The 26,832-nt window shown below is 52.9% G+C and carries 27 protein-coding genes and 2 pseudogenes; 22 read left to right on the top strand and 7 right to left on the bottom strand.

Annotation, left to right across the window (positions count from 1 at the left end; all coding sequences use genetic code 11):
- Window positions 1-59 precede the first annotated feature (59 nt).
- Window positions 60-830 (bottom strand): DeoR/GlpR family DNA-binding transcription regulator, encoded by a 771-nt coding sequence (locus SOM82_RS02850; protein WP_320460423.1) that lies wholly within the window; start codon window positions 828-830, stop codon window positions 60-62.
- A 269-nt stretch (window positions 831-1,099) separates the two neighbouring features.
- Here SOM82_RS02850 and SOM82_RS02845 point away from each other — a divergent pair, with 269 nt between their 5' ends.
- Window positions 1,100-1,486, top strand: coding sequence for a VOC family protein (locus tag SOM82_RS02845; protein WP_320460424.1), 387 nt, complete (start codon window positions 1,100-1,102; stop codon window positions 1,484-1,486).
- Between the two features lie 122 nt (window positions 1,487-1,608).
- Here the strand turns inward: SOM82_RS02845 and SOM82_RS02840 are convergent, their stop codons facing one another.
- Window positions 1,609-2,025 (bottom strand): FosA family fosfomycin resistance glutathione transferase, encoded by a 417-nt coding sequence (locus SOM82_RS02840; RefSeq protein ID WP_154127062.1) that lies wholly within the window; start codon window positions 2,023-2,025, stop codon window positions 1,609-1,611.
- 207 nt (window positions 2,026-2,232) lie between these two features.
- Here SOM82_RS02840 and trpS point away from each other — a divergent pair, with 207 nt between their 5' ends.
- Complete coding sequence (trpS, locus tag SOM82_RS02835; protein WP_320460425.1) at window positions 2,233-3,237, top strand: tryptophan--tRNA ligase; 1,005 nt, start codon at window positions 2,233-2,235, stop codon at window positions 3,235-3,237.
- Between the two features lie 32 nt (window positions 3,238-3,269).
- Here the strand turns inward: trpS and SOM82_RS02830 are convergent, their stop codons facing one another.
- Entirely contained in the window at window positions 3,270-3,809 is a 540-nt protein-coding gene (locus tag SOM82_RS02830) for a helix-turn-helix transcriptional regulator (RefSeq protein WP_154127060.1), read from the bottom strand.
- 695 nt (window positions 3,810-4,504) lie between these two features.
- On the opposite strand from SOM82_RS02830, the gene SOM82_RS02825 reads away from it, so the two are divergent.
- The gene (locus SOM82_RS02825) at window positions 4,505-5,206 is read left to right on the top strand and encodes an oligogalacturonate-specific porin KdgM family protein (RefSeq protein WP_154127059.1); all 702 of its coding nucleotides are present in this window, start codon (window positions 4,505-4,507) and stop codon (window positions 5,204-5,206) included.
- 71 nt (window positions 5,207-5,277) lie between these two features.
- Complete coding sequence (locus tag SOM82_RS02820) at window positions 5,278-6,990, top strand: pectate lyase (RefSeq protein ID WP_320460426.1); 1,713 nt, start codon at window positions 5,278-5,280, stop codon at window positions 6,988-6,990.
- 58 nt (window positions 6,991-7,048) lie between these two features.
- Here the strand turns inward: SOM82_RS02820 and SOM82_RS02815 are convergent, their stop codons facing one another.
- Entirely contained in the window at window positions 7,049-8,140 is a 1,092-nt protein-coding gene (locus SOM82_RS02815; protein ID WP_320460427.1) for a cellulase family glycosylhydrolase, read from the bottom strand.
- 522 nt (window positions 8,141-8,662) lie between these two features.
- Between SOM82_RS02815 and SOM82_RS02810 the strand changes: the two genes are divergently transcribed.
- The 4 genes and pseudogenes from SOM82_RS02810 to SOM82_RS02795 form a co-directional block, all read left to right on the top strand.
- A complete protein-coding gene (locus SOM82_RS02810) occupies window positions 8,663-9,142 on the top strand; it encodes a phage polarity suppression protein (RefSeq protein WP_320460428.1) in 480 nt (159 codons plus the stop codon).
- A 62-nt stretch (window positions 9,143-9,204) separates the two neighbouring features.
- Window positions 9,205-9,450 (top strand): annotated as a pseudogene (locus SOM82_RS02805) (transposase); the annotation flags it as partial.
- Window positions 9,451-9,517: 67 nt separating this feature from the next.
- Window positions 9,518-10,669 (top strand): IS30 family transposase, encoded by a 1,152-nt coding sequence (locus SOM82_RS02800; RefSeq protein ID WP_064562008.1) that lies wholly within the window; start codon window positions 9,518-9,520, stop codon window positions 10,667-10,669.
- A 10-nt stretch (window positions 10,670-10,679) separates the two neighbouring features.
- Window positions 10,680-11,576: pseudogene (locus SOM82_RS02795) on the top strand (IS3 family transposase); the annotation flags it as partial.
- 106 nt (window positions 11,577-11,682) lie between these two features.
- On the opposite strand, the gene SOM82_RS02790 reads toward SOM82_RS02795, so the two are convergent.
- The gene (locus SOM82_RS02790) at window positions 11,683-13,044 is read right to left on the bottom strand and encodes a type II toxin-antitoxin system HipA family toxin (protein WP_320460851.1); all 1,362 of its coding nucleotides are present in this window, start codon (window positions 13,042-13,044) and stop codon (window positions 11,683-11,685) included.
- 4 nt (window positions 13,045-13,048) lie between these two features.
- The gene (locus tag SOM82_RS02785) at window positions 13,049-13,354 is read right to left on the bottom strand and encodes a helix-turn-helix domain-containing protein (RefSeq protein WP_001314389.1); all 306 of its coding nucleotides are present in this window, start codon (window positions 13,352-13,354) and stop codon (window positions 13,049-13,051) included.
- Window positions 13,355-13,904: 550 nt separating this feature from the next.
- Between SOM82_RS02785 and SOM82_RS02780 the strand changes: the two genes are divergently transcribed.
- The 5 genes from SOM82_RS02780 (at window position 13,905) to SOM82_RS02760 (ending at window position 20,109) form a co-directional block, all read left to right on the top strand.
- Window positions 13,905-16,217 (top strand): autotransporter outer membrane beta-barrel domain-containing protein, encoded by a 2,313-nt coding sequence (locus tag SOM82_RS02780; protein WP_320460846.1) that lies wholly within the window; start codon window positions 13,905-13,907, stop codon window positions 16,215-16,217.
- Window positions 16,218-16,453: 236 nt separating this feature from the next.
- Entirely contained in the window at window positions 16,454-17,020 is a 567-nt protein-coding gene (locus SOM82_RS02775; protein WP_320460845.1) for an RBBP9/YdeN family alpha/beta hydrolase, read from the top strand.
- Between the two features lie 375 nt (window positions 17,021-17,395).
- Entirely contained in the window at window positions 17,396-18,694 is a 1,299-nt protein-coding gene (locus SOM82_RS02770) for a Fic family protein (RefSeq protein WP_320460844.1), read from the top strand.
- 232 nt (window positions 18,695-18,926) lie between these two features.
- Window positions 18,927-19,625 carry a PFL_4669 family integrating conjugative element protein gene (locus SOM82_RS02765; RefSeq protein ID WP_320460843.1) on the top strand — a complete coding sequence of 233 codons (699 nt, stop codon included), beginning with the start codon at window positions 18,927-18,929 and terminating at the stop codon, window positions 19,623-19,625.
- Window positions 19,615-20,109, top strand: coding sequence for a DUF3158 family protein (locus tag SOM82_RS02760; RefSeq protein ID WP_150342316.1), 495 nt, complete (start codon window positions 19,615-19,617; stop codon window positions 20,107-20,109). The genes SOM82_RS02765 and SOM82_RS02760 overlap by 11 nt, the downstream gene beginning before the upstream one ends.
- 41 nt (window positions 20,110-20,150) lie before the next feature.
- Here SOM82_RS02760 and SOM82_RS02755 read toward each other — a convergent pair whose 3' ends face one another.
- Window positions 20,151-20,351 (bottom strand): hypothetical protein, encoded by a 201-nt coding sequence (locus SOM82_RS02755; RefSeq protein WP_501083549.1) that lies wholly within the window; start codon window positions 20,349-20,351, stop codon window positions 20,151-20,153.
- A 313-nt stretch (window positions 20,352-20,664) separates the two neighbouring features.
- Here SOM82_RS02755 and SOM82_RS02750 point away from each other — a divergent pair, with 313 nt between their 5' ends.
- The 9 genes from SOM82_RS02750 (at window position 20,665) to SOM82_RS02710 (ending at window position 26,782) form a co-directional block, all read left to right on the top strand.
- A complete protein-coding gene (locus tag SOM82_RS02750) occupies window positions 20,665-21,081 on the top strand; it encodes an STY4534 family ICE replication protein (RefSeq protein ID WP_320460841.1) in 417 nt (138 codons plus the stop codon).
- 120 nt (window positions 21,082-21,201) lie between these two features.
- A complete protein-coding gene (gene pilL2 / locus SOM82_RS02745) occupies window positions 21,202-21,666 on the top strand; it encodes a PFGI-1 class ICE element type IV pilus protein PilL2 (RefSeq protein WP_320460840.1) in 465 nt (154 codons plus the stop codon).
- Entirely contained in the window at window positions 21,659-22,267 is a 609-nt protein-coding gene (locus SOM82_RS02740) for a hypothetical protein (RefSeq protein ID WP_320460839.1), read from the top strand. Before pilL2 ends, SOM82_RS02740 begins: the two co-directional genes overlap by 8 nt.
- A 6-nt stretch (window positions 22,268-22,273) precedes the next feature.
- Window positions 22,274-22,930: a TIGR03759 family integrating conjugative element protein gene (locus tag SOM82_RS02735; protein WP_320460838.1), complete on the top strand. Its 657-nt coding sequence runs from the start codon at window positions 22,274-22,276 to the stop codon at window positions 22,928-22,930.
- Window positions 22,906-23,436, top strand: a complete 531-nt coding sequence (locus tag SOM82_RS02730) for a lysozyme family protein (RefSeq protein ID WP_320460837.1) — start codon at window positions 22,906-22,908, stop codon at window positions 23,434-23,436. The genes SOM82_RS02735 and SOM82_RS02730 overlap by 25 nt, the downstream gene beginning before the upstream one ends.
- On the top strand, window positions 23,433-23,840 hold the full coding sequence (locus tag SOM82_RS02725) for an integrating conjugative element protein (protein WP_320460836.1): 408 nt from the start codon (window positions 23,433-23,435) through the stop codon (window positions 23,838-23,840). The genes SOM82_RS02730 and SOM82_RS02725 overlap by 4 nt, the downstream gene beginning before the upstream one ends.
- Window positions 23,837-25,870 carry a type IV conjugative transfer system coupling protein TraD gene (traD, locus tag SOM82_RS02720; RefSeq protein ID WP_320460835.1) on the top strand — a complete coding sequence of 678 codons (2,034 nt, stop codon included), beginning with the start codon at window positions 23,837-23,839 and terminating at the stop codon, window positions 25,868-25,870. The genes SOM82_RS02725 and traD overlap by 4 nt, the downstream gene beginning before the upstream one ends.
- Window positions 25,833-26,099, top strand: coding sequence for a hypothetical protein (locus SOM82_RS02715; protein WP_320460834.1), 267 nt, complete (start codon window positions 25,833-25,835; stop codon window positions 26,097-26,099). The genes traD and SOM82_RS02715 overlap by 38 nt, the downstream gene beginning before the upstream one ends.
- Complete coding sequence (locus tag SOM82_RS02710) at window positions 26,099-26,782, top strand: TIGR03747 family integrating conjugative element membrane protein (protein WP_320460833.1); 684 nt, start codon at window positions 26,099-26,101, stop codon at window positions 26,780-26,782. Before SOM82_RS02715 ends, SOM82_RS02710 begins: the two co-directional genes overlap by 1 nt.
- Window positions 26,783-26,832: the final 50 nt, after the last annotated feature.

Below are 26,832 nucleotides of genomic sequence, written 5' to 3'. Positions count from 1 at the left end.
TTATCCTCGGTTTTTAGCGCTCAAAATCAGAGTGTAGCCTGTTTTACCTGGCAAAGTCCTCAGGCGCACACAATGCGAACATCCTGCATGGCGAACGCGCTGAGCATATCTTGCTCCATACTGGCTTCTACCACCAGCACATCTATCTCACGGCTTTTCGCCACCACAAAACGCGCCACACCGGGGATCTTATCGGTGGTCAACGCGACGAGGGTTTGGTTGCTTTGCGCAATCACCGTTTTCTTGAACTCGCAATCGGCAAAATCAAATCCGGTCAGCCCCATCTCAGGATCCATCGCGCAGCCGCCGATAAAGGCCTGATCAAAAATAATCCCCTGGATCTGGCTGGCCGCAGTCGCCCCGACGGCGCCCCCGCAGCCGCGCTGGAGCTGGCCACCGGTCATGATCACGTCGCACAGCGGATGACGAAGCAGTTCTGCCGCGATGACCGGAGAGTTAGTCACGATCGTCACGTTGAGATCCGCGGGCAACGCTTTCGCCAGCGCCAGATTCGTCGTCCCCGTATCAATAAAAATGCAGCCGCCCGGTTTGATGAGTGTTGCCGCTTTTTGCGCGATTATGTCTTTTTTTGCAGGATTTTTTTGTTCGCGGCTAAAGAAATTGCCAGCATCCGGTAGCTGAAGCACCGCGCCACCGTAGACCTTTTTACAGATGCCTTCTTTGCTAAGCTCATGTAAATCACGACGAATAGTATGCTCTGACACCTTCATCCGGGCAGCGAGTTCCGCGCAGACCACTCTGCCGTTCTCCTGAAGGATCGTGCGGATCAGGTCTTGTCGTTGTTCCGGAAAAGCAGCATAATCGAGCATAAAGAGTCCTGTTAAAATCTAAATCGAGCATCAATGCGCATAATGTTGCATGACGCTTACCCTGTCAATCCACAGAGCCAACCCGCGAGCATGATGATGAAAAGCCCTGTTCAGCCCCGGCAGTTGCTGGCCAGTAAACCTGATGACGGATTCTGGTTTCAGCCCGTCACTCATACCGAACGATCCCGGGAAAAGGTGCGGCGGGAAGAGCTTCCTGCTCGTTTTCAGGAACCGTGTTCAACCAGGCATATCAGACAACGAGGGTTAATATGAAAATCGCACACGTCGCACTCTGGACCCGCCACCTGGACGCTCAGGTGCAGTTCTGGGAAACGATTTTTGCTGGTCGCTGCAACGCGCGGTATGTCAGCCAGAATCGTCCCGGCTTCGAATCCCACTTTATTACGCTGGATGACGGGCCGACGATTGAGTTAATGACGTTACCGGAACTTCCTGAAGCCCCCGTGTTTCCGGAATTTGTCGGGTGGGCGCACATCGCGATCAACGTGGGGGCAAAAGCAGTTGTGGACACCATGGCCGAGAATGCCCGTCAGACCAACACGCTGTTAAGCGCACCGCGCATGACGGGCGATGGCTATTATGAAGCCGTGATCGCCGATCCGGATGGCAACCGGATCGAGCTGGTGGGCGAGTAATCCGCTACACGGGTGGCCTGGAATCCCCCGTTCAGGCGACCATCACAGGAATGACGCGCATTCCGGCACATTTTTCAGACGTATTTTTTCTCGTTTTCAATGGCTCCAAAGCCTTTTGCGTCTTAACGATAAAACTGCATACCGGCATACGGTTTTTCCCGACACGCCGCCAGTCGCGCGGCGAGATCGCCCACATGCAGCTCCAGCTTGTGTCCGTCCGGATCGAGAAAATAGAACGACGCCCCTTCGCTTTTATTGCTTTTCCAGACTGTCACACCGGCTTGCTCCAGCTGGCGTGAGAATGAGTCGAAATCTTCCGGGGCAATGCTAAAAGCGTAGTGAGTGTAATCGCTCTTCTGTGGCGGCACGTTTTTGCGGGTTTCATCAAAGGAGAGGCACAGCCAGAGATCCCCGCAGGTCAGGTAGGCTCCGGTGTCCCACTGCGCATGCAGCGATAACCCCAGCAGATCGCGCCAGAACGCCACGCTGGTGGGCAGGTGGCTGACCGCCAGCGTGAGGTGGTTAAGTGACTGCAGCATGGCATTCCCCTTTTGTATTTTGCGCAGAACATGATACGGTAATTTCATGAACAGAAAACACACCACCCGCGCTTTACATCACAACCTGTGGTGGCTGCCTTCCTGAGGGCGGCCCGAATTTCAGTTCTTCATATTCAGATAGCCGCCGAAAGGCGGCTATTGCATTTCAGAGACGTCTTTCGGCTTTTAAACCTTAAGGAGTCTTGCATGAACAGTAAAACCACCATTCTGACCGGCGATCGCCCCACCGGCCCTTTGCATCTTGGCCACTATGTCGGCTCGCTGCGCCAGCGCGTTGCCCTGCAGCAGGATTATCAACAGTTTGTGCTGGTGGCGGACCTGCAAGGTCTGACCGATAACGGCAGCAACCCGCAAAAAATCCGCGATAACATCCCCGAAGTGTTGGCCGATTATCTGGCCGCGGGTATCGACCCCGGGCTCACCACGATTTGTCTGCAATCGGCCCTGCCCGCGCTGGCAGAGCTCACCGCGCTGTATATGAATATCGTCACCGTCGCACGCGTGGAACGTAATCCGACGGTGAAAAACGAAATCGCGCAGAAAGGATTTGCCCGCACGCTGCCTGTCGGTTTCCTGGTTTACCCTGTCAGCCAGGCGGCGGATATTACCGCTTTCAAAGCGGAGGTGGTGCCGGTTGGCGATGATCAGCTGCCGATGATCGAACAAACCAACGAGATCGTGCATAAGATGAATAGCCTGCTGCCAGCGCCGGTGTTACGCCACTGCAAGGCCATGCTGAGTGACACCAGCCGTCTGCCGGGCGTGGACGGCAGCGCCAAAATGTCGAAATCACTCGGCAATACGCTGCACCTTTCGGCAAGTGAAGAGATGATTCATCGCGCGGTCAGCGCCATGTATACGGACTCTCACCATTTGAAAGTGAGCGATCCAGGGCAGATCGAAGGTAACGTGGTCTTCACCTGGCTCGATGCCTTTCATCCGGATAAAGCCAAAGTGGCGGCAATGAAAGCCCATTATCAGCAAGGAGGCCTGGGCGATCGCGCCTGCAAAAACGAGCTGGAAATCTGCCTGCAGGAGCTGATTGCGCCAATGCGCGAGCGCCGGGCGACCTTTATTCAGGACAAAGGGATGCTGATGGCGTTGCTAAAAAAAGGCAGCGAACGCGCGCACGACGTCACACAGCACACCCTGAGAGAAGTAAAACGCGGGCTGGGCATTCCGGTGTTCTGAAGGAGAGGATGACGCCTGGCGGGCAGGCGTTGTCACTGGGTGCGCATGGCGGAGTAGAGCGAGCACAGCTCCTGCAGGCTCTTGGTCCCCATGCGTTTCATCAGCCCGTTGCGTTGTACGCTGACCGTCGTGGGGCTGACTCCACGGATACGGGCGATATCATCCAGCGAGTGTCCGCGCAAAATAAGCCGCATGATCTGTTGCTCGGCGTTGGTAAATTTAAACGTATCGGGCAGGTAGCCTGCACTTTGGTTTTGTGCCGATAACAGGCTCATCACCCTGAGCGCCTGACGCAATTCATCCACCGTCAGCTTTTCTGACAGGCAGAGCTTTAATAGCCCCGGAAACAGGCGGTTGAGCGAATCAAAATAGCGCTCGGAGGTGATAAATATGGCGTGGTGCTCCGGCGGGCTGCTGAAGAACAGAGAGTACATTTCCTGGATATCCATTCCGGAGGTGACGTACACGCAGGGCGGATCGCCGCTCGCACCCGCTCCCCGCTCACCACGCAGCTGCTTCAGTATTTTCTCAATGCCATAAATGAATAAACGATCCTTTCCGTAGATGGTCATATTGAGGCTCCAGAGGTCACGATCTTTTTATTATCCTCCCCGCAGGCAGGCTTTTCTTCCGAGTGTTATATCGACAGCCGGGCAGATCAATGCTCCCTGCCCGCTCGTTTAGCTTTCGTTTAAGTTCAAAACCGCAAAAGACGCCTTGTCTCTTTCACAGCGATATTTTCAGATAAGTTTACGGCATTTTTAATGTCGTGTGTCACGCATCATCCAGGAATAAGTTTACCCTCACTTTATACCCTGTCTCAAATTGGCTATATCACATTATGAAAAACGACCCAAAAAACACCACAACACACTGAATAATAAGATAATAAAATCATTAGGATTATCTTTATAATTATTAAATAAAATAATTTTTATCTCTTATTCATATTCCGATCTCGATCTCAAAACATCATTTCAATTTGTGTAAAAGTTTATTCCATAAAATACAAATGCCTTTTAAGGCCGTCAACACCAGGGCCTGACAGAATAATGTGTGGTGAATCCCCCTCAGCGGTGGGGTCATGCTGGCATGAGGAAATCCTCAATGAAATTTCGTTTTTATGGACGGATTAGGAAATCAGCGCCTAATTCACCGGGAGGCACCCGGCGCCACACGCCTTTTTAATTGTTTCATTTTTACCACTATGTCTGCTTTCTGGCAGAGAACATCTTATACCTTTGGAAAATAAAAATAGAGGACCCCTATGTTTCGCTCATTATTATTATTCACCGTCCCTTTTATGAGTATCGCCGCACACGCTGTCACCTTCGATTATCGTCATGAAATGAATGACAGCGGGGGTAATAACCATAAAGATCGACTGGTTATGTCTCATCGCTTCGCAAATGGTTTTGGATTATCACTGGAAGGGAAGTGGAAAGGCTCACAGGATAAAGACAAAGCCTTTGATGAAACCGTCAGTAATGGCACTGAAGTGGTGGCGAGCTACGTCTATAAAATCAATAATACGTTCCAGATTGAACCGGGTTTCTCGCTGGATACCAGCTCGTCTTCAAATAACTATCGCCCCTATCTGCGCGGTAAAGCCAACCTGACCGATGACGTGAGCGCCTCCCTGCGCTACCGCCCTTACTACAAGCGTAATTCCGGCAATATCGGGACCACCAAAGACACCTCGGAAAACGGCTATAACCTGACCAGCGTGCTGTCGTGGAAATTCCTGAAAGATTATCAGCTCGATTATGAACTGGACTATAAAAAAGCCAATTCCGCCGGCGTTGTGCTGGCTGATAATGAAAGTTACGACTGGACGCATGATTTTAAGCTGACCTATAAACTGGATAAAAACTGGTCCCCTTATATGGCCATCGGTAATGTCTCCGGCAGCAAAGTCACGGATGAACGGCAAACACGTTACCGCGTCGGCGTGAAATATTCCTTCTGATGAAAGCTAAATAGCCTGATAAAAATAAATAAGGGTTTATTAAAACCCTTATTTTTATAACGAGGAAAATAATGAAGACGTCAAGAATAGCTCTGGCAGTCAGTTTTCTGAGCCTCTTTTCATTCAGCGCTGCCGCCGCGCAGGAGAGCCAGCGTCTGAGCAGCGTGAAACAGTTCGCGGATGCGGTTTTCGACAAGGCTGGCGATCGCTATGGTCACAACGTGCCCCTGCTGGCAAACGGCGTGGATCCGCGTACCGGCAAGCAGCTGGAATGGATTTTCCCGGATGGTAAAGCCGCGGTGCTGTCGAACTTCTCGGCCCAGCAAAATCTGATGCGGGTGCTGGCGGGGTTAACCAGCCTCACCGGCGAGGAAAAGTATAAGCAGCGGGTCGAAGAGAATATTCGCTACTACTTTGACCACTATCAGGACGCCAGCGGGCTACTGCTGTGGGGCGGACATCGCTTTATCGACCTGAAAACCCTGCAGCCGCAAGGTCCGAGCGAAAAGGAGATGGTCCACGAGCTAAAGAATGCTTATCCCTGTTACGACATGATGTTTGCCGTCAATGACAAGGTCACCGCGCGCTTTATCAAAGCGTTCTGGAATGCCCATGTCTACGACTGGAAAACGCTGGAAACCAGCCGCCACGGGGAATATGGCAAACCGATGGGCGCGCTCTGGCAAAGTGATTTTGAGCAACAGCCGCCGTTTTTCGCCACCAAAGGCCTGAGCTTTCTGAATGCCGGCAATGACCTGATCTACTCCGCTTCGCTGCTCTATCAATACGATCGCGACGCAGGTGCGCTGAAGTGGGCAAAACGGCTTGCCGAACAGTACGTGCTGCCACGCGACAAAAAAACCGGGCTGGGCGTGTACCAGTTTACTCAGCCGCTTAAACGCGCCGAAACCACCGATGACAGCGACACGCACTCGAAATATGGCGACCGCGCGCAGCGTCAGTTTGGCCCCGAACTGGGAGCCGACGCGCTGGAAGGCAATATGATGTTGAAAGGCCGAACCAGCACGCTCTACTCGGAAAACGCGCTGATGCAGCTGGCGCTGGCGAAATCGCTGGGTAAAGAGGGCGACGACATCAAAAAATGGACGCTTGATGGCCTCAAGGCCTTCGCCACCTACGCTTACGATGAGCAAAGCAACACCTTCCGCCCGATGCTGGCCAACGGCACGGATCTCTCCGGCTACGCGCTAAAACGGGATGGTTATTACGGCAAAAAGGGGACGGTGCTGAAAGCGTATCCGGTAGGAAACGAGTTTTTACTCTCGTATGCCAGGGCCTGGACGCTTGAGCCGGATCACGCCATCTGGACGGTGGCTCGGGGCATCGCCAAAGGCCAGGATCTTGGCGATATCGGCGAGCCCGGCGGCGCGAACCGTCAGCTCAATATGAATACCGACAACCACCAGCCGTACGCCATCTTTGCGCTCATCGATCTGTGGCAGGCGACGGGACAGCAGGATTATCTGACGCTGGCGAATCGTATCGGCACAAATATCCTCACGACCCAACGCATCAACGGCTTTTTTGTTGATGATCCCGAAGCGGAGTTTGCCAGTATTGATCATATCGCCCCGTATGCGCTGATCGCGCTGGAAGCGGCATTCCAGAACAAGCCCGATGCGGTAGCCCCGTTCCTGAACGGGGCCGGGTTCACCGAAGGGGCTTATCTGCTGGCGGACGGAACGGTCCGCTACTCCACCCGCGATGACGAGCTGTTCCGCCTCAGGCCGGGCGAGCAGCTTAAACCGAACGGCAAAAAGTAAAGCCCTCCCCCGTCGCAGGACGGGGGGTTCATTGATACACGGCGCGCCGCTGACCGCGTTATTCGCCCTGCACCGGCGGGGCGATCTGGCGAAGCCGGCGGACCAGCGCCATCTCCTGGCGGGAAAAAGGAATACCGTTCTCGTCAAAGACGTCGTGGAACCAGAGACGGCAGTAATCCGTCGATCCTTGCATAATCGACGGCCACGGCAGCCAGGTCTGGGTTTTGCCACGCACCAGGCCCCACTGATACGACGCAACTTTCGCGATATACATCAGCGGGAGCTGTTCTTCGGGGGTGCTGCCGACGTGGCGCGCCAGCCATTCGGTACAGAACAGCGGGCGTCCGCTCGTCTGTAACTGCTGGATAATCGCCGTCATGCGCGCGGTGTTGGTATAGGCGTGATAACTCACCACGTCCGACAGGGCCAGCGCCGTGTGATCCAGCGGATGCCGGAAGAATGTCTCCCCCTCCTCTTCTGCCGGGAGCCGCCACGCGCAGACGGTGAGCGGCTGGGACGGATCTTCATCCCGCGCCCACTCAAACGCGAGCCGTATCAGCTCGTGTGCATACGCTTCGAGCTTTTCGTCGTACTGTGTTTCGACAGTACCGGTGGCAAAAATGCCGCGGTTTCCCGGCTCGTTATACAGATCCCACAGCAGAACGCGCTTATCGTCGCGGAAATGGTGGATAACGTCGCGGATATAGCGCTCAATCTGCGGCCAAACCTCGCGATCGCACACCTTATCGCGCCCCGGACTGGCCGCCGCCTGGCTGTTGTGTTTACCCGGCACGGGCGGCTTTTGCGGCCCGAGATACGGCTCGTCGCCCGAGAAACCGCAGTCGTCCATCAGCGCCAGCATGGTGCTGAAGCCGTGACCGTCGGCGAGCCGCAGAAAATGCTCAATGCGTGCCAGCAGCCCGTCGCGATCGTGCTCCCAGACAATAAACGGCAAATTGATGCGCAGCGAGTTATAGCCCGCCTGCGCCGCCCAGCCCAGCTCGCGGTCTATCGTGGCGGGATCGAACGTCTCCTGCTGCCAGATATCCGTCCAGTTCACCGCCGTCGAGGGCAGATAGTTAAACCCGCACAGCCAGCCCTGCCGCTGATACCATTCATTCGCCTGCTCCTTGCTCCACTGCTGTTTCATCGTCGTCTCATCCGTTGATAATATTTAGTTCATCATTTTTAGTTGTACGCCAGTTGAGCAAATAAAGGCGTCCGGAAAAGCGATGGCGATCACAGCGTCCAGGGTCTGTGTGACGATGCGAGTGCGTTTCAGGGTGCGGGAATTGAGTGAGGGGGAGAATGGCTGAAAGTCGTTAAATAAAGACTATGCCGATAAATAAAGTAGCCATAATTCATTCGTCGTAAATATATATATTCAAAACCCTCCTGAACGCTCTTATTACGTTCTATTTTTAGCTGGACTTTTGCTTATCCACTGAGTAAATATACAGTGTATTTAACGCGATGCGGACATGCGCCAACACGTCCGCCCCGCTCATCACAATCACTATTTACCGAGAATAGAAATCATGACTAACGTCGATTGTATTGCAGATTCATGTGAACCAGAAGTGTTGTCCGCCGATAGCCGTCATTTTACCGTGGCGATTCAACAATCCGTAAACGCCGTGTAGAAACGGAAACGGAGGCAAAGGCACAAAATGTGGAATGGCGGCAGATGTTCCATGAAAACCAGGGACAGGTAACGCCAAAGATGAAAAAGCTCCGGGCTGAGATTGCCCTGGGTCGGGAGACGCTCGAAGAGTTTGATGATCTGCTTGCAGCCCATGCCGGAGATAATGAATTACTGCCCTGGAATACGGCGAAACTGGCCCGTGGGTACATTCAGGCGCACGAGGACCTAATCGAGATCCATGTTACCCGGCTATGGGATGATTTCATGGGACAGCATGGTAAGAATCTTATTCAACTGCTGAGCCTGCTCAAAGTGACAATGGGACGGCGCGCCAGCGCTTATGTGGGCGTTGTCCATGAGGTGAATGACCCTGAATTACGGAATTTCGTTTTCTCAAAAATTACCGACCCAGCACTCAAACAGGATGGATCATTCCAGAATGATCCTTTCCTCAAAACGATTGGTGTACGTGCTGACAGTATTGCCTATCAGGACATTAAGAACTGAATAGACCCGGGTTTCGTAGACACTTTTTTGCCTCATAATGGAGGCCTAATGAAGGAGTGTTTATGTCAGTCAAAACGTTCACTGAAGAATTCAAAATTGAAGCCGTAAAACAGATCACTGAGCAGGGGTACCCTGTATCTGAGGTCTCCTCTCGACTTGGTGTATCCACTAATAGTCTTTACGCCTGGGTTAAGCGCTACCAGAAGCCCGAGCCGCAGCGTAAGCAGGACGATGCACTTCAGCATGAAGTAAAGCGCCTCAGGCAAGAACTTAAGCGAGTAACTGAAGAGCGGGATATCTTAAAAAAGGCCGCTGTAGATTCAATTGGTCAACGCAACAGTCATGTGAAAACATGGGGTTGCGGAGGGTTTTTGAATGAGACGGACATTTACAGCAAAGGAAAAAGCATCTGTTTTTGAACTGTGGAAGAACGGAACAGGCTTCAGTGAGATAGCTAATATCCTGGGTTCGAAACCAGGAACAATCTTCACCATGTTAAGAGATACTGGCGGCATAAAACCCAATGAGCGCAAGCGGGCTGTAGCTCACCTGACGCTGTCTGAGCGCGAGGAAATACGAGCTGGTTTGTCAGCCAAAATGAGCATTCGTGCGATAGCGACTGCGCTGAATCGTAGTCCTTCGACGATCTCACGTGAAGTCCAGCGTAATCGAGGCAGGCGCTATTACAAAGCTGTTGATGCTAATAACCGGGCCAACAGAATGGCGAAAAGACCAAAACCGTGCTTACTGGATCAGAATTTACCGTTGCGGGAGCTTGTCCTGGAAAAGCTGGAGATGAAGTGGTCTCCAGAGCAAATATCAGGATGGTTAAGGCGAACGAAGCCGCGTCAAAAAACACTGCGAATATCACCTGAGACAATTTATAAAACCCTGTACTTTCGTAGCCGTGAAGCGCTACACCACCTGAATGTACAGCATCTGCGCCGGTCGCATAGCCTTCGTCATGGCAGACGCCATACCCGCAAAGGTGAAAGAGGCACGATCAACATAGTGAACGGAACGCCAATTCACGAACGCTCCCGGCATATCGATAACAGACGCTCTCTGGGGCACTGGGAAGGCGATTTAGTATCAGGCACAAAAAACTCGCATATAGCCACACTTGTAGACCGAAAATCACGTTATACGATCATCCTTAGGCTCAGGGGCAAAGATTCTTTCTCAGTGAATCAGGCTCTTACCGACAAATTCCTGAGCTTGCCGCCTGAACTCCGGCAATCACTGACATGGGACAGAGGAATGGAGCTGGCCAGGCATCTGGAATTTACTGGCAGCACCGGAGTTAAAGTTTACTTCTGCGATCCTCAGAGTCCCTGGCAGCGGGGAACAAACGAGAACACTAATGGGCTAATTCGACAGTACTTTCCTAAAAAGACATGTCTTGCCCAATATACTCAACATGAGCTGGATCAGGTTGCAGCTCAGCTAAACAACAGACCGAGAAAGACACTGAAGTTCAAAACACCGAAAGAGATCATTGAAAGGGGTGTTGCGTTGACAGATTGAATCTACAGCCGTACTTTGCAAGAACGTCAGGCTGAAGTACGCCTTCATTAAAAAAATGTCGTCCTTTTATGCTGTACGCAGGTTATGCCTGGTTCTTGGCCTCCATCACAGCGGTTATTACCAGTGGCTAAAGCGGCCTAAATCTTTGCGTACCCGGCAAGATGAACGGCAAACAGGCTTGATTAAACAACTGTGGCTTGAAAGCGGTACGGTTTACGGCTATCGAAAAATCTGGCTCGATATGAAAGATCTGGGTGAATGCGTCGGACGTAACAGGATCGCGCGCCTGATGAGGCTCGCTGAACTAGCATCTCAGACTGGATACCGAAAACGACGCTATTACGGTGGCGGAAAGCCTTCTTTTGCCAGTCCAAATTACCTTGAACGCCAGTTCGTTGTCCCAACCCCAAATACGCATTGGGTGAGTGACATGACTTATATAAGGACGCATGAGGGTTGGCTGTATCTGGCTGTTGTTCTTGATCTCTTCTCACGCAGGGTTATCGGCTGGAGCATGGGCGGACGAATGACCGCTGAGTTAGTAATGGATGCATTATTGATGGCGGTATGGCGACGTAAACCAACGGCAGAAGTATTAATCCATTCAGATCAGGGCTCTCAATATACGAGCGAAAGATGTCAGCATTTTATGACAGCTCACAATTTAAAAAGCAGCATGAGTCGTCGGGGCAATTGCCATGACAACGCAGTGGCAGAAAGCTTTTTCCAGTTGCTAAAACGGGAACGCATAAAGAAACGGATCTATAAAAATAGGGAAGAAGCGAAGGCGGATATCTTCGATTATGTCGAAATGTTTTATAATGCTAAACGCCGCCACAGTGCCTGTGAGGATCAAGCCCCTGCAGTTTATGAAAGTGCCTGGTTCATGAGGCACGGAACAGTCTAGGAAACTAGGGTCTATTCAATCATTGGTTATTACAGCCAGCTCAGACCCCACCAATATAACGGTGGCTTAACACCCAATGAGTCAGAGCGATTGTTCTGGAAAAACTCTAAAACTGTGGCCAGTTTTTGTTGACCACTTCATATTCCCTTCCAGCCAAACGCCTACACTGCTGCCGCATACCTTCAAAAATACACTCAGCAAGCTCAGGTGGAAACGACTCTGGAAGCAACGTAGATACACGCTCAATGACTTCTGGCGTGCTGGATATAATGTCATCCATCATGGACTCAACTTGTCGCCTTCCCAATCCGGTTAATTCACCATGATTGATCCAATGCCGCCGTTGAATTCTATAAATGTGGTAATAATTACTGCTACCGCGAACAGCCATTGCCAGTTTGCATCTCTGCCAGGAAATCTGATTATTACCATGACCAATTACCGGCCATGCTGATAAAACATCGTAAAGAGGCGTAAGGTGGTAATGACTTTGTGGCTCAATAGCGATACTGAAATTTTTGGCATGGCCGTCAGTAGCAGCCAACAACCAGAAAATAATTTGCGCCCTGAAGAACTGCTCTTTGTCCTGCTCAGCCTGATCTGAATGACTCAATATGTCCATAATATCGGAAATACCCGGCCCACCATCAGACTGGTATTTTCGTAACGGAGAAACACCTAAAGCCTGACACATATCCTCTTGGGGCAAACGAATGATCCATTGCCGATCGCCTGACCATCTTCTGTCGAAACGCTCAACCACTAATGCCTTTTGATCTTCAAACTGCGCAATCTGCGTTTTTGCTACAGGGATCCCGTAGTGCTCAAGAAGCAAAGAACACAGCCATTCATTTTCAACCGATGTACTCATATCCGCTTGCATGTTCCCAACCAACCCAAGCGGTAGCTTGAAGATATGCGTTGTTGGGGTATTACCTTCTGGTAAACACCATTGTTCTTCATGCCACAATAAAGCCGTTTTTTCCTGCGCACCGGCAATTGATAAACGCAAATCGTCAGTTTCGTCCTGCCGACCAGGCAACGATGCCGCCGTAGTATTACGCAATGTAGTGGCGATATCAGCTTCAGAAAGTGGGCGATAATTTACGGAAAATAAATCCGTGGGCTCTTCATCAACATCCAGTAACTGTATTGCGCCAACGCAGTCTCTTCCCAGCTCAGCCAATAGATCAAAAGGCTCAAGGCTTTCAGACTGGTAACGTACGGCTAAACGCCTGCGTATACCTTCGCTGTCAGGCAATAAATTATCAAAATAGTCACGAACAACGTTACCGCGCCAAAGCTGATTACCGGGAGTGAAAGGCAAAGAAAGCGATAAAGGTCTTCCCTGTTCATCAACTACCCATTCTGGAAGATATTGTAATGAATCCTCGCCTCTGGCCTTCTCCCAGAATCCGACCCGGATTCCATTCATCCATATTGCTAAACGCTGCTGTGTTCGACGCATATCGTCACCATTTTTCCCTTCTGGCAGGTGAATCTTTTTGTTGTTCTGATTCATCCATTGTTGAAGATGACATCGAGGAAAGTATCTGTGGTCCAGAAGAGAGTACCATTTCAACACCCAGCACGGTAAATACCCTGAATAGTCGCTCCATACTGGCACTGGCTGGATTCGCTTCCAGTCGGGCATAGGTTTGCTGAGTTACTCCTAACCTTTCAGAAACTTCCTTTTGTGTCAGTCCATTAGCCTTGCGAAAGCCAATCAGCAATGGGCGTATTTGATTCAAAGTTTTCAACGGATAAACAGTATTCATAAGGCATTTACCATTGTTAGAAGCGCTGATACAGTCTATAAGCTGTTTTTAAACAATACACCCTATAAGCTGTAAATGCAAAATACAGCCTATAAGCTGTTAAGTTAATAAAACACCCTATAAGCTGTAAAAAGAGGTCTCTTTATCTGATGAGTTCTCATCAGCAGCATTCTGAAACGGGAAATGATAAAGCCACCATAGTTACCCAATCCTCAATTCAAGTTTTTCGCGCGAAAAACTTGAAGAAAAGATGTGAAATAATTCTAACGCCAGGTGCCTAGGCCAAGAGTGACAAAAATACGCTTTGATGTCAGTGGCATCACATAAACGCCTATCAATCCATCACCAATCAATAGGTAAAAGGGTGATGCCACTGGCATCACATAAACACCTATCAATCCGGCGCCAATCAATAGATAAAAGGGTGATGCCACTGGCATCAATACCCCACCGTATTCAGCTAAAACTTCCGCGCCCCATATACAAAACAATCTGTTCCGCCCTCCAGGATTTCCCCAAACTCCAGCACTATCGCTACAGGGAGATCCTAATGAAACTCGCCCCTTACTTGATAACACTGACGCTGCCGTTTATCTCGTTATCTGCCAGATCGGATTACCATACCCAGATTAACGCCGGAGATTCTGTTTCTGGTGATGTTGTTGATGGCTCAAAGGGTAATCAGCATGTCTATGGCACACTGACTAACTCCACCATCACTGGCCCCTATGCCTATAGCTACGTTGGCGATGGCGGGCAAACCAATCACATCACTGTTACCGATCACGGTGAGCTGTTTCTGGAACCGGGCGGTAGCGCTTATGACACACAGATAACCGCCGACGGTGATCTACAGGTGAACGGTTATGCTGAAAATACCTATGTGGATAGTGGCGGACAGGTTTATGTTAACGCGGGAAACAATGGCATCGAAGACCCAGACCAAGGTGGCCAGATTGTTAATACCACCGTCGGCGCTGGCGGCCTGGTCGTTAATCGCTACGGCATCGACACGAATACGGTTATTGAAGCAGGTGGCGAACTGGATACCGGCTGGAACTATCCTTACGAAACCCGTAACACCGCCATTTCCCGTGATGCCGTTATACAAAACGGTGGCATTCAGCAGGTCAGCAACGGTGGAACAAGCGAAAATAGCCGGGTAGACGATGGCGGCACATTAATCGTCACCGGCACATGGCACTACGATGTCGTCACCGACAGCCAGCCTTCGGCCTGGTATCGCGGCACCGCAGATAACACTGCTGTTTATGGCGTGATGCGAAATAAAGGCGGACTCGATGAAAACACCACAGTGCAATCCGGTGGACAATACACGCTGAGCAGTTATGGCCTCTCCCGCCAGCTCACCGTAGCACAGGGCGGCAGTGCCCAAATAAATGATGGTGCTCTGGAGAGCTTCTGGCTCTATGGGATGATGGACGTCAACAGCCAGGCAACGCTGACAGGTACAGGCGTAGTGGGTAACAGTGGCGAACTGGTACTTCACGAGGGCGCAAAAACCTCCGGCCTGACCTTAGCGCTGGATGGAGTGCTTTCCCTGCAAAACGGAAGTGATGCTTACCCACATAATTATCAGATTGCAGGTCTGGAGATGAATAGCGGTACGGTGCTGTTTGACTCAACCTCCTTCGCCACACTGAGTATGGAAACGCTCTCTGGCAGCGGCAATTTCTGGATGAATACCAATATCGCCGCACAACAGGGCGATATGATTAACGTCTCCGGGGACGCCAACGGCGATTTTGGGATCTGGATAAACGACACTGGCGAATCCCCCGCTGATCCACAGTCGCTACAGGTTGTACAAACCGGAGGTGGAGACGCGCAGTTTACGTTGTTGAATCCAAACCAGCAGGTAGACATCGGCACCTGGGAATATGGCCTCACTCCCGACGGTCAGGGCAACTGGTCGCTGACGCCGCAGGCAACTCCCACGCCATCAACTGAAGCCATTCTGGCGATGGCAAATGTCACTCCTACCATTTTTCAGGCCGAAGCCAGTGCGCTGCAAACCCGCCTGGACGTTACTCGTTCCCGTCCGCATCAGGGAGAGCTATGGGTGCAGGCGCTGAGTAATCGCTTTGACGTTAACCGCACTGGCAATGCAGCTTATCGCCAGCGGCTCGGTGGGCTGATAATGGGCTATGACAAAAGCCTTTCTCACCAGACTGGCCTGCTTACACTCGGTATTGCAGGCGGCTATAGCCGTTCCGATCTTGATCTCGCCAAGAACAGCGATGGTTCAGTGGATAGCTACAGCGCCGCGTTATACACCAGCTATTATGATCAAAGTCGTTTCTGGCTGAACGGGATGCTGAAAGGCAATCTGTTTAACCAGCACCTTAATGCCCGCATGAGTTCCGGCGGCCATGCTGACGGCAATTACACTATCCCCGGTATGGGTGGCAGCCTGATTGCCGGGTATGACACTAGATTTGCCAGGACCACCCTTTCTCCCTTTATTGGTTTCACTGGCTTCATCTCCCAAAGCGATAATTACAGGATGTCGAACGGAATGCAGGCGCATCCTGGTACGGCTAAATCCGCGCTGGGGCAAGTCGGGTTCCGGCTGCGCCAGAATATTACTACTCGCAGTGGTATGCAGTTCATTCCGTGGCTGAAAGTCGCGATGGAGCATGAGTTTGTGCATAACAACCCGGTCAGAGTTAATGACGATAATTTCAATAACGATATCGCCGGAACAAGAGGAAGCTACCAGGCTGGCATCAGCGCCGCTCTCACGCCGCACATGCATATTTACGCCAGTATCAATTACGAGAAAGGTGATGGGATGGAATCGCCGTGGACCGGGAATGCGGGTTTCAGCTACTGCTTTTAATAACGCCGTAAAGCTTCAGCGATAAACACCACGCTGTTCCATAAAAAGGTCCTAGTATCAATATACGCCCCATTAATGGAACAAACAGGCCCTTTGTTATGGCAATGGTTCAACTACCTCTTTTAACCAAGTCCAGTAATATACTGGTGAAATTTTCAACTTCGCGTTAGTCTGAACTACCAATAATAGGCTGTCCAACAGTCTGCCAAACTCCTCATCGTCAACGCTGGTAACTCATGGATAAGAAAAGACTTTTTATCGTACATGGTTTTATGGCAAAACCTTCAGATCACTGGTTCCCGTGGCTAAAATGTGAAGCTGAAAAACAGAACATTGACGTTATTATTCCTGAACTTCCCTCCCCTGAATCCCCTGCACTATCGAAGTGGCTTGCTGTTTTGCGGGATTCCGTAGGCAAGATAGATAACAATACATGGTTCGTCGCCCACAGCCTGGGATGTGTGACAATACTTCGGTTGTTAGCACAACTAACGGTAAATGAGATGCCAGCGGGTATTATTCTTGTTTCCGGGTTCAATGAGACACTCCCAATATGGCGACAACACGGTCTTTCAGAAATGGAGGCATTTATCGATCCCCCACTAGAAATGGGGCAGATAGTTAACGGAGTAAAACACCGCTATGTCATTGGCTCATTAAATGACACCATCGTGCCGACGGAACTAACGCTTAAACTAAGTCAGCAACTCAATGCCCCCTTCTATGCGCTTCCCGATTCAGGTCATTTTTTAGGTGACGATGGTATCAACGAATTACCACTGGTTTTGCAACTATTAACATAGCCATTGCGCAGTAATCCCGCCGTCGTTTCATAAGGTTGTAGTAGGCAATATCTTCTGTTGACTTCAGAGGAAGTGAGGTCACTTTGCAATTTCTGATGCTTCTGGATCACAGCTGTAGCTATCAATCTCAATCAACTGATAGGGAAAAGGGTGATGCCAGTGGCATCAAAATCTTCGTCAAATAGCCTTCCCACCTGCGTTTTCGTTTCCCCATTGCCCACAGCCCCTCACACCATCACTTTGCGCTGAGCTGGGAGGCTTTACCAGTATTCATATTTTAGCTGAGATCAATCTATCTCAAAAATAATAAATATTGAGATAGTTTTGAATGACAGTCTATACTATCTCAAATCCATGAGATTTTGAGATAGTAAAATGCCAATCAAAAGACCACCGGCACTTATTCCGTTTTCCCAACTCGCCGGAGCGGATCTGGAAACCCACCAGCATTACAGTCGTGTGACAGACGATAAAGGCCGCTATCTTCCGTTTGACGAATTTTGCCACCGCGCGTCTAGTGGAGAAAATGTCTCGATTGCTTGGACACTTACGCGCCGGGCGCGTAACTCAGCCATGCAGCGGATTAATTATCGCAACGAAGCAGGCGAACAGGCGGGTTTTGTCCTGACGCCTAATATTATGTCAGTATGTGAGCTGGTAGATAAATACGCCACAAGGCTGGCGCTTAAAGAACTTACCACCAGGCTCAGGGGCGCAGGTAAAGAGTTAACGGTACTAAGCCTGGAAGAACCAATTACCTCATCGCAACTGGAAGGCGCTAACACAACCATGCTTGTGGCGCGGAACATGCTGGAAAGCGGAAGGGCTCCCCGCACCGAAGATGAACACATGATCGCGGGTAATGCGCGGTTGATGGCCGAAATACCGGACCTCATCCAGGAGCCATTAACACCGGACTTAATCCGTCGCTTCCATGCCGTTGGCATGGGTGGAATTAACGACGAAAAATACCGTCCCGGCAAATTACGCGATACCGATGATGTGGTGATCGCCGACTATGACGGTAACATTGTTCATCAGCCTCCAGCCGCCGCCGACCTGCCAGAACGTCTGCAAATGGTATGTGATTTCGTGAACGACACCGAACACTACGTTCACCCGCTGGTAAAGGCCTGTGTTCTTCACTTCATGATCGCCCACGAACACCCTTTCAGAGACGGTAACGGGCGCACAAGTCGTGGGCTGTTTTACTGGTACATGTTGAGATCAGAGTATGACGTGTTTAAGTACGTATCTATCAGCCAGCTACTGCATGCCACCCCGATTAAATACGCCCACAGTTACCAGTACACTGAAACCGATGGCATGGATCTGACATACTACCTTGAATATCAGGCCAGTATTATCCATCGGGCAATGGTAAAACTCTTACAGCATGTAGACGATCTGGTTGCCCGCGCGGCCCGAGTTGATCATTTTTTGTATCAGTCAGGAAGCTTATCGAGGTTGAGCGGGCGACAAGTCACACTACTCAACATCATTCTGGCAGAGCCTGGTAAGAAATATTCCGCAGCAGGCGTCGCTGAGGCGCTGGGCGTATCGGATAATACTGCGCGTAATGACCTGCGGACTCTGGTGCGTGAAAATCTCTTAACCGAGATATCAGAAAACGACCAGAAAACGGTTTATAGGGTATCCCAGGAGCTGAGCTAAACCCCGCAACAAAAACTGCCTCTGATAAATCAGCACAATGTTATGGGGATTAATGCCACTGAAATCACGCTATCGCCTATCAATACCTAGCGACCGATAGGCTAAAGGGTGATGCCAGTGGCATCAAAATTTCTGCCAAACAATCTTCCCACCTGCGTTTTTGTTTTCCCATTGCTCACAACCCCTCACGCCATCACTCTGCGCTGACACCCATCCGCAACAGGAAACACATATGTCGGACTACACCTTCAACATGGGTCCCCTGCGTAGTGCGATCCATATTCAGCTTCACACCCATAACGCTACCCGGCTGTGGACCGGGCGACGGGCGACCGAGAACGGCCCTGCGCCAATCATCGGAATGCCGCGCTTTATCGAAATCCTCAACCAGATGCGCATTGCCGCAGAACATAACGATCCTTACGCCGATCTGTGGATGCTGCGTATGGAAGAGAAACTGGTGCAATCGCGTAAGCTGATGCAAGTGATGCTGGATCAGGCGAAAGCCATGTTCAGCGAATTGCCAGAAGGCATCGATATTGAAACCTGCTTCAATGTTCAGCCTGCTCGCTTTCCGCTGTTTATCAACGCCCCACTGGCCTATCAGGGTGTTTATCTGCTGACCGATTTCGACCAGCTCGCCCGTCAGCTTTTGCTGGCCTCGCATATCGCCATCATCTCCCGCAGGGAAATGCACAACCGGTTGAATAACGGCGCAAAGGTTATTCGCAGCGCCTTTGGTCTGGCGCAGAAATATCGGGGTTCCGGTCTGACCCATCAGGACTTTATCGACAATACGCCACAGGCCAGAACCGCTATTGAGCGTTTAGGCCCACTGCCGGAAGCGATACTGAGCGGCAAACTGCGATCATCGTTTTCATCACTGCTGCCTGGCAAGGCCGAAAATCCCGGAGTTGGCGATGATGAATAACCCCATAACCGGCTATCAGTCGCTGGCTGATGAAGACTATAAAATGCTGGCTTACGTCTCCTCGCTAAAAGGCCTTTTAAAGCCTTTTAAGAGTAAGGGGGAGCTGGAGCTACTGGAGAGCAACGCCCGAAGCGTGCGCGAGATGATGGAACCATTGATGCAACGTCTAATCCGGAGCGCCAGACGCTACCCCGTGCGCCAGCTTCCACTGATATTCACCATCGGCCCGGCCCCGTCCGGTGCAAACTTCCTGCGCTGGCGGAACCAGCAAAATAACAAATCCGGCACCCCGGCATTCAGCAATCTGATTGGCGATCCCAAAATCCCGCAACGCGCCAGAGATGCCTTGCTGGAGATCGAGCGGGATCGCATCGTGTTCAATATGCAGATGTCGGTACTGACCTTCATCATCCGCCAGGCGCGGGAGTGTAAGGAAAAGATGAACCAGGCAGAAATGCTGTATCAGGGACGGCAAAATAGCTGACGCAGGACATGAGTACTGCACGACACCAAGCAGCTGCGCGATTACTCCCACGCCATACCTGACAGTGCGGCTTGTGTTGCCTGTTCACGCTCGTGACGTTTCCGTCGCGCAAAACGCCCTTTACGCCCCTGTTCAGCATCACTCCGGGCGGATCGCCAGGCGACAGCCGTCTCTCTATCCGCCCGGACCGCCTGCATTTTTCCGGCACCCACCGGATACCAACGGGAGCCGTTTGTGCGCAAGCGCCAGTTATGAAGATTTACACTATCGCGCGTAGCCCCACGCGGCCAGTGATGTCTTCAGCCCGCTGCACCTTAACAGGCTCCGAGCGAAACACGATTTTTAAGGTGCAGCAAACAGAATATCGCCTCGCAATTTCACTTTCTCCTCGCTTAAATCCCCTTGCTTATCCGGTAGCCGGAACCTGCGAGCTACCCGCCGTATGGCGCGGTTCCATCACCCTTTTATTCGTGCAGCATCATTCAGCACATTTATTTCACCCCGATGCACTCTGCATATCACTAAGCGTCGCGTTCAGCCACGCGGGAGGATCCTATGAACGAGAAAACTTACTTCAATCTGTACACCAGCGGTCTGGGTTACGTTAACCGTGTCCGCACCGTCACCCCAAAACGCGGCGAACCCTTTTTATGCTGTGACATTGCCGCATTAAGCGGGGCTGCCGATGACGTGGACTATGTCCGCTTTGACTGCAAAGTCACCGGCAGCGAAGCGCGTAAGCTGATTACCCGCTGCGAGCAGGCGGTCAATGAAAAGCGCAAGGTGCTGATCCACTTCCGGCTGGGCGATTTATACGTCGATATGTTCACCTACAGCAAAGGCGAGCGTAAAGGCGAAACGGGCGTCAGCCTGAAAGCCCGACTGCTCTATATTGGCCTTATCAAAATCGACGGTGAAGTCGTCTGGCAGGCCGGAAATCAGGAAGTAGAGGCAGAAGCTGATGCTGCCTGAATCTTTATCGTGACGCCCACTCCGGGCGTCTTTTTTTCATCACCGAAAAACAATTTCGCGTTGTCTGCCTTCTCACCATTGCGCACCCTCGGGCTATTCCTCAACAGATTCAGAGAAACAATGGTTCGAATAACAGGATGGGTTATCACATTGCTGATGCTGGGCGGCTGCACCGCGCCCCTTCAACCCGTTGCGACTGCGCCAAAATCAGCCACACCACCCGCGCCTGAAGTGGTGCGCTATGACCGCTACCTGCTGATCAACACCCGCCCCGACGAAGCCCAGCGCAACCCGCTTCACCAAATCGTCAACATCAACCTGCCGCTGAACCTGAAGCTCACCGTTGGCGACGCCTTTACTTGGCTGCTGAAACAGAGCGGCTACAGCCTGTGCGCCGATGACCATCCAACGCAGTTTCTGGCTGGCAAACCGCTGCCGCTTTCGCAATACCGACTCGGCCCGATACGACTGGAAGAGGCGCTGAAAATGCTGGCCGGACCGGGCTGGTTGATGCAGACAGATGTACTGAATCGCGAAGTTTGTTTTCACCTGAACACGCCGGAAACGGGAGACCATCATGCTTAAACGTCTGGCCTACCTGATAGCAGGCAGCGCTCTCCTGCTGCTGGCGGCGGCGATGTTCTGGGGCTTCAACCGCCTGCATACCCTGGCGCTGACGCAACAGCAGACACAACGCCAGATGGCGCAATGGCACGACCAGCCACAGCCAGACAGCAACTATCGCGAGCTGGAGGTTGCCGTAAAAAACATTACCGGACGCACAGAAACCCTTGCTAAACAGCTTAACGATGCCGCCAGCGATCAGGCCGAACGACTTCACCCCATTAACGAACAGATCAATGCGCTGGAGAGACAGGTCCAGACCCTGAACACTAGTTATCAACACCTGCAACAACAGACCGCCACGCGCAGCCGCGCAAAGGCAAAACGCCCCGCCCCATCTCCGCTTTGGGCCGCAAAGGCCCCTTTTTCTCTTATCAGCAGCGAGTTTCGCGCCGGACGACAGTTCGCCGTCATTGCCCCATCCGGCTATCGTTCGCTTTCACAGCTTCAGCTTGTTGCTCCCGGCAATAGCGTACAGGGCTGGCAACTGTTGCAAATGGACGATAACCGTGCAACCTTCCGCAAGGGCGGTCACCACCTGACGCTGAATGCCGGAGGGTAAACATTGATGCGCTGCTATGTTCTGGCTCTCTTTGCAATTCTCCCCACGTTGCTGTTTGCCAGCCCGCAACAAACCCGTATTGAAGAACAGGCCATCACTCACACGCAGGCGCAGCAGTGGGGGCTGACCGACAGCGAATGGCAGCGCTACCAGCAACTGCGACAGGGCGAGCGCGGCATCTGGTCGCCGGGACTCGATCCCCTCACCACCCTCGGCGTGGAAGCCAACAACGACGCCGAACGCCAGCGCTTCGCCGAGCTGCTGGCCCGTAAAGAACATCAGCGAGTAGAGAAAGAGCTGGCGTTCCAGCGCGCTTACAACCAGGCGTGGAAGCGGCTTTACCCGACGCTGACGCCCATCCGCAGCGTCATCGAGCCACGTCTGGCGCTGTTCGTCAGCGAAAAATGCCCGGCCTGCGAGACGCTGGCGCAAGAACTCATCAACGATGACCGCTCGCTGGATATCTGGCTGGTCAACAGCCGTAACGATGATGCCAGCCTGCAACGCTGGGCGCAGCGCCAGCATATTGATATGCGCAAGGTCGAACGCGGGCAGGTAACCCTTAACCACGATAACGGGCGCTGGCAACGCCTCGGTGGTGGAAAGTTACCGTTATTGCTGGAACAACAGGGGGAGCAATGGCGTCCCGTTTCTGCACCCTGATAGCCCTGCTCATCAGCGCTCACGCCTGTGCCGTGCCGCCGCTGTACGAACAAATCGCCCGCCAGCAGCGGGTTCCGGCTGAACTGCTCTACGCGGTGGCCCGCGCTGAAAGCGGCACCCGACTGGCACAGGGACTGCATCCGTGGCCGTGGACGCTGAATATTGCCGGAACCGGCTACCGTTACCCCAGCCGTACTTCAGCCTGCCGGGCATTGCTGACCTTCGCCCGTACCCGTAACCTGAAACGCATCGACGCCGGGCTGGGACAGATTAACCTCGGCTGGAACGGCCACTGGTTCCCCTCGCTGTGCGCCAGCTTTGATCCAGAAGACAATCTCACTGTTACCGCCCTGCTGCTGCGTCAGCACTACATCGCATCTCCCGGAAGCTGGCTGGACGCCGCCGCCCGCTATCATCACCCTGCCGGAGGCAAACCCGCCGCCGTTTACCGCCAGAAAATCAGCCAGCAAATTCGGCTGCTCTCAGCATCAGGGACGTCGCCATGAAACACCTTATTCCAGCCATGCTGCTGGTCGCTGTCGCCGCTGTTGCCGGGCCTGCCGTTCCCATACAGGCGCTGGATGAATCTCGCCTGCTACCGGTCGTCACTCACAACCTGTATCCCGGCCAGCAACCTCGTCTGGCGCTTAGCCTGCCGGGGATGATGCCGCTGTTCTTAATCGGCGACGATCCGCTGTCCACAGAATGGCTGCGCCAGCACCGGGAAGCGTTAAAAACTCTGCACGCTACCGGACTGATAGTGAATGTTTCCACGCTGGCGCGGCTGAATGCTCTGCGGACCATCGCGCCGGAACTGACGCTGCTGCCGGTCAGCGCCGACGATATGGCAAAACACCTGCCCATCACCGCTTATCCGGTACTGATTACCGACAAGGGACTGGAACAGTGAGGCTCGATTTTATCCTGCGCCCGGCGGTGGAGCTTTACAGCGCCAGCGCGGCCCTGCTGGCGGCGATATGGTGTGTTATCGCCCCGCAAACGTTGCTGCTAACGCCTTATTCCGGCTGGCTGTTGGCGCTGGCATTGCTTGCACTATCTGCCCTGCGGCTAAAACAGGGAGTACGCATCCTGCGCTTTCGCCGCCGCGTGCGTCATCTGCCGCTCTGGACGCTCTCCGCGAGCCGTATCCCGCAGTTACCCGACGCATTATTTCTCGGGCGTGGTTTTCGCTGGCTACCCACGCATACCCAGCGGCTGTATCTGTGTCGTCTGCCACAATGTGAACACTGGCTACGCACGGACAGCCCTTCCGCCAGCGGCGGCGATCCACTGTTACACGGCGTGGAGCTGCGTGAAGGTCGCGTTACGTTACCGCTGCGCGACCGACCGGGGCATACGCTGGTACTCGGCACCACCCGCGTTGGCAAAACCCGGCTGGCGGAGCTGCTGATTGCCCAGGATATCCGCCGTGGCGACACGGTGATTGTTTTCGATCCGAAAGGCGACGCTGACCTGCTACGTCGGGTCTGGGCGGAGGCGCACCGCGCCGGGCGGGAAAGCGTTTTCTGGCTGTTTCATCTCGGCTGGCCGGAGATCTCCGCCCGCTACAACGCCGTCGGACGCTTTGGCCGTATCTCAGAAGTGGCCAGCCGCATCGCCGGGCAGCTCTCCACGGAAGGCAACTCCGCCGCCTTCCGCGAGTTTGCCTGGCGCTTCGTCAACATCATCACCCGCGCCCTGGTGGCGCTGGGCCAGCGCCCGGACTATGCCCGTATCGCCCGTCACGTTATCAATATCGACGAACTGTTTATCGACTACGCCCGCGTCTTTCTGCCCGGTCACGACCGGCAGGCATGGGACAACGTGGTGCGGATTGCCGGTGGAATTACCGAAAAGAATACGCCACGTAACCTTCAGGGACGGGACAGCTACGTCGTCGCACTGGAGCAGTACCTTTCCACCACCCGACTGCATGACCCGATCCTCGACGGCCTACGTTCTGCCGTGCGCTACGACAAAACCTATTTCGATAAGATCGTCGCCTCGCTGCTGCCGCTGCTGGAAAAACTGACCACCGGGAAAATAGCCCAACTGCTGGCTCCGGACTACGGCAACCTCAACGACCCACGCCCGGTATTTGACTGGCAGCAGGCGATTCGCCAGCGGGCGATTGTCTATGTCGGGCTGGATGCGCTATCCGATGCAGAAATTGCCGCCGCCGTGGGCAACTCGATGTTTGCCGATCTGGTCAGCGTCGCCGGGCATATCTACAAGCACGGTGTGATGGACGGCCTGCCGCAGGCGGAAGAAAAAGTGGCAATCAACCTGCACTGCGATGAGTTCAGCGAACTGATGGGCGATGAATTTATTCCGCTGATCAACAAAGGCGGCGGCGCGGGCGTGCAAGTCACGGCCTACACCCAGACGCTCTCCGATATCGAAGCCCGCATCGGGGAACGCGCCAAAGCGGGACAGGTAGTTGGCAACTTCAACAGCCTGATCATGATGCGGGTACGGGAGTCCGCCACCGCCGAACTGCTGACCAGACAACTGCCGCAGGTGGATGTGCTCAGCAACAGCGTCAGTTCCGGCGTCACCGACAGTGCCGACGTTCAGGGCAACATCGGTTTTTCCAGCAATACCCAGGATCGGGTGAGCAGCGTACAGGTGCCGCTACTGGAACCCGCGTCACTGGTTCAGCTCCCTAAAGGTCAGGCGTTCGCCCTGCTGGAAGGCGGTCAGCTCTGGAAACTACGCATCCCGTTACCAGACACAGCGCACGATCCGCTGATGCCGGAAAACATCGCGCAAATCGCCCGCTATATGGAAAAACAGTACGACAGCACACCCGTATGGTGGAACCGCCCGGAGACAGTTGTAACGGCGAAAAATGACCCTATTTTATGGCTGAACGACAGCGAAACCACGGAGAAACTGACCGATGATACCCCGGACACGCCGCCAGCTCGTGAGCGTTGAAGTGATGTGGCCTGCACAGACGCTGCCTCTTCCCCTGCAACAGGCGGTGGATGCACTGGCACAGGGCGAAACGCCTGACCAGATTATCACCCGTATGAATTTACAGGGCTTTCAGGCATGGCGCGAAGCAACGTCACCACAGGATGAACACGACATTTTTCAGATACGGCTGGATGAGGCCCACAAGGCACGATTCCTCTGCAGCTATATTACGCTACCGCTGCACTGATGCCCGAACATGCACCGCCAGGATCAGTACGCCGTCCCGGACTACTCGGCTGGATCGCATTGCTGCCCGGCGTGCTGCTTGGCTTTTGTCTCGGCGCATGGATGCTGGCTATAGCGCTGGAGTGGCTGGGCGATGCGTTTTTCTGGCGGAATACCTGCACCAGCCATAGTGAACAGCTATTGCAGGCAACATGGCAGTGGTGGCGGGATTCCGCTGGCACACCGGTGTGGTTAGTCGAAGGTCTGACTATTGTCAGCGATAAGTTACAGCGGGGGATCGCGGCTCTGGTTTCCTCACTCCACGGGCAAAGCGGGTTGTTCTGGACGGAGGCTGTCACGACGGTAATTCGCTGCACGTTACTGTCTGCGGGCAATATCACCCTCACCTTTCTGCTGCGGCTGGCGATCCTGTTGCAGGCGCTGCCGCTATTTGCGCTGATTATCGTTGTCGGGCTTATTGACGGACTGGTAAGGCGCGACCTGCGGCGTTTCTCCGCAGGCCATGAGTCCGGGTTTGTTTATCACCATGCCAGGCGTATGATTTCATCCAGCTTGATAGCGACGGGACTGGTGTGGCTGGCGGTGCCGATTTTTCTTGAGCCGGAGTATGTGTTGATGCCGGGTGTTGTAGGGATGGGGCTAGCAATTTCAATGACGGTAGGGGCATTTAAAAAACATGTATAAATCACGTTGAATAAGTAGCCAACCAGAAATGTCAGAGAGTATTATGTAAT

The sequence above is a fragment of the Lelliottia sp. CFBP8978 genome, from assembly GCF_034046055.2.
Taxonomy (GTDB): Bacteria; Pseudomonadota; Gammaproteobacteria; order Enterobacterales; family Enterobacteriaceae; genus Enterobacter.
Note: the sequence above shows the minus strand (reverse complement) of the source record. Positions and strands in the feature narration are given on the sequence as shown.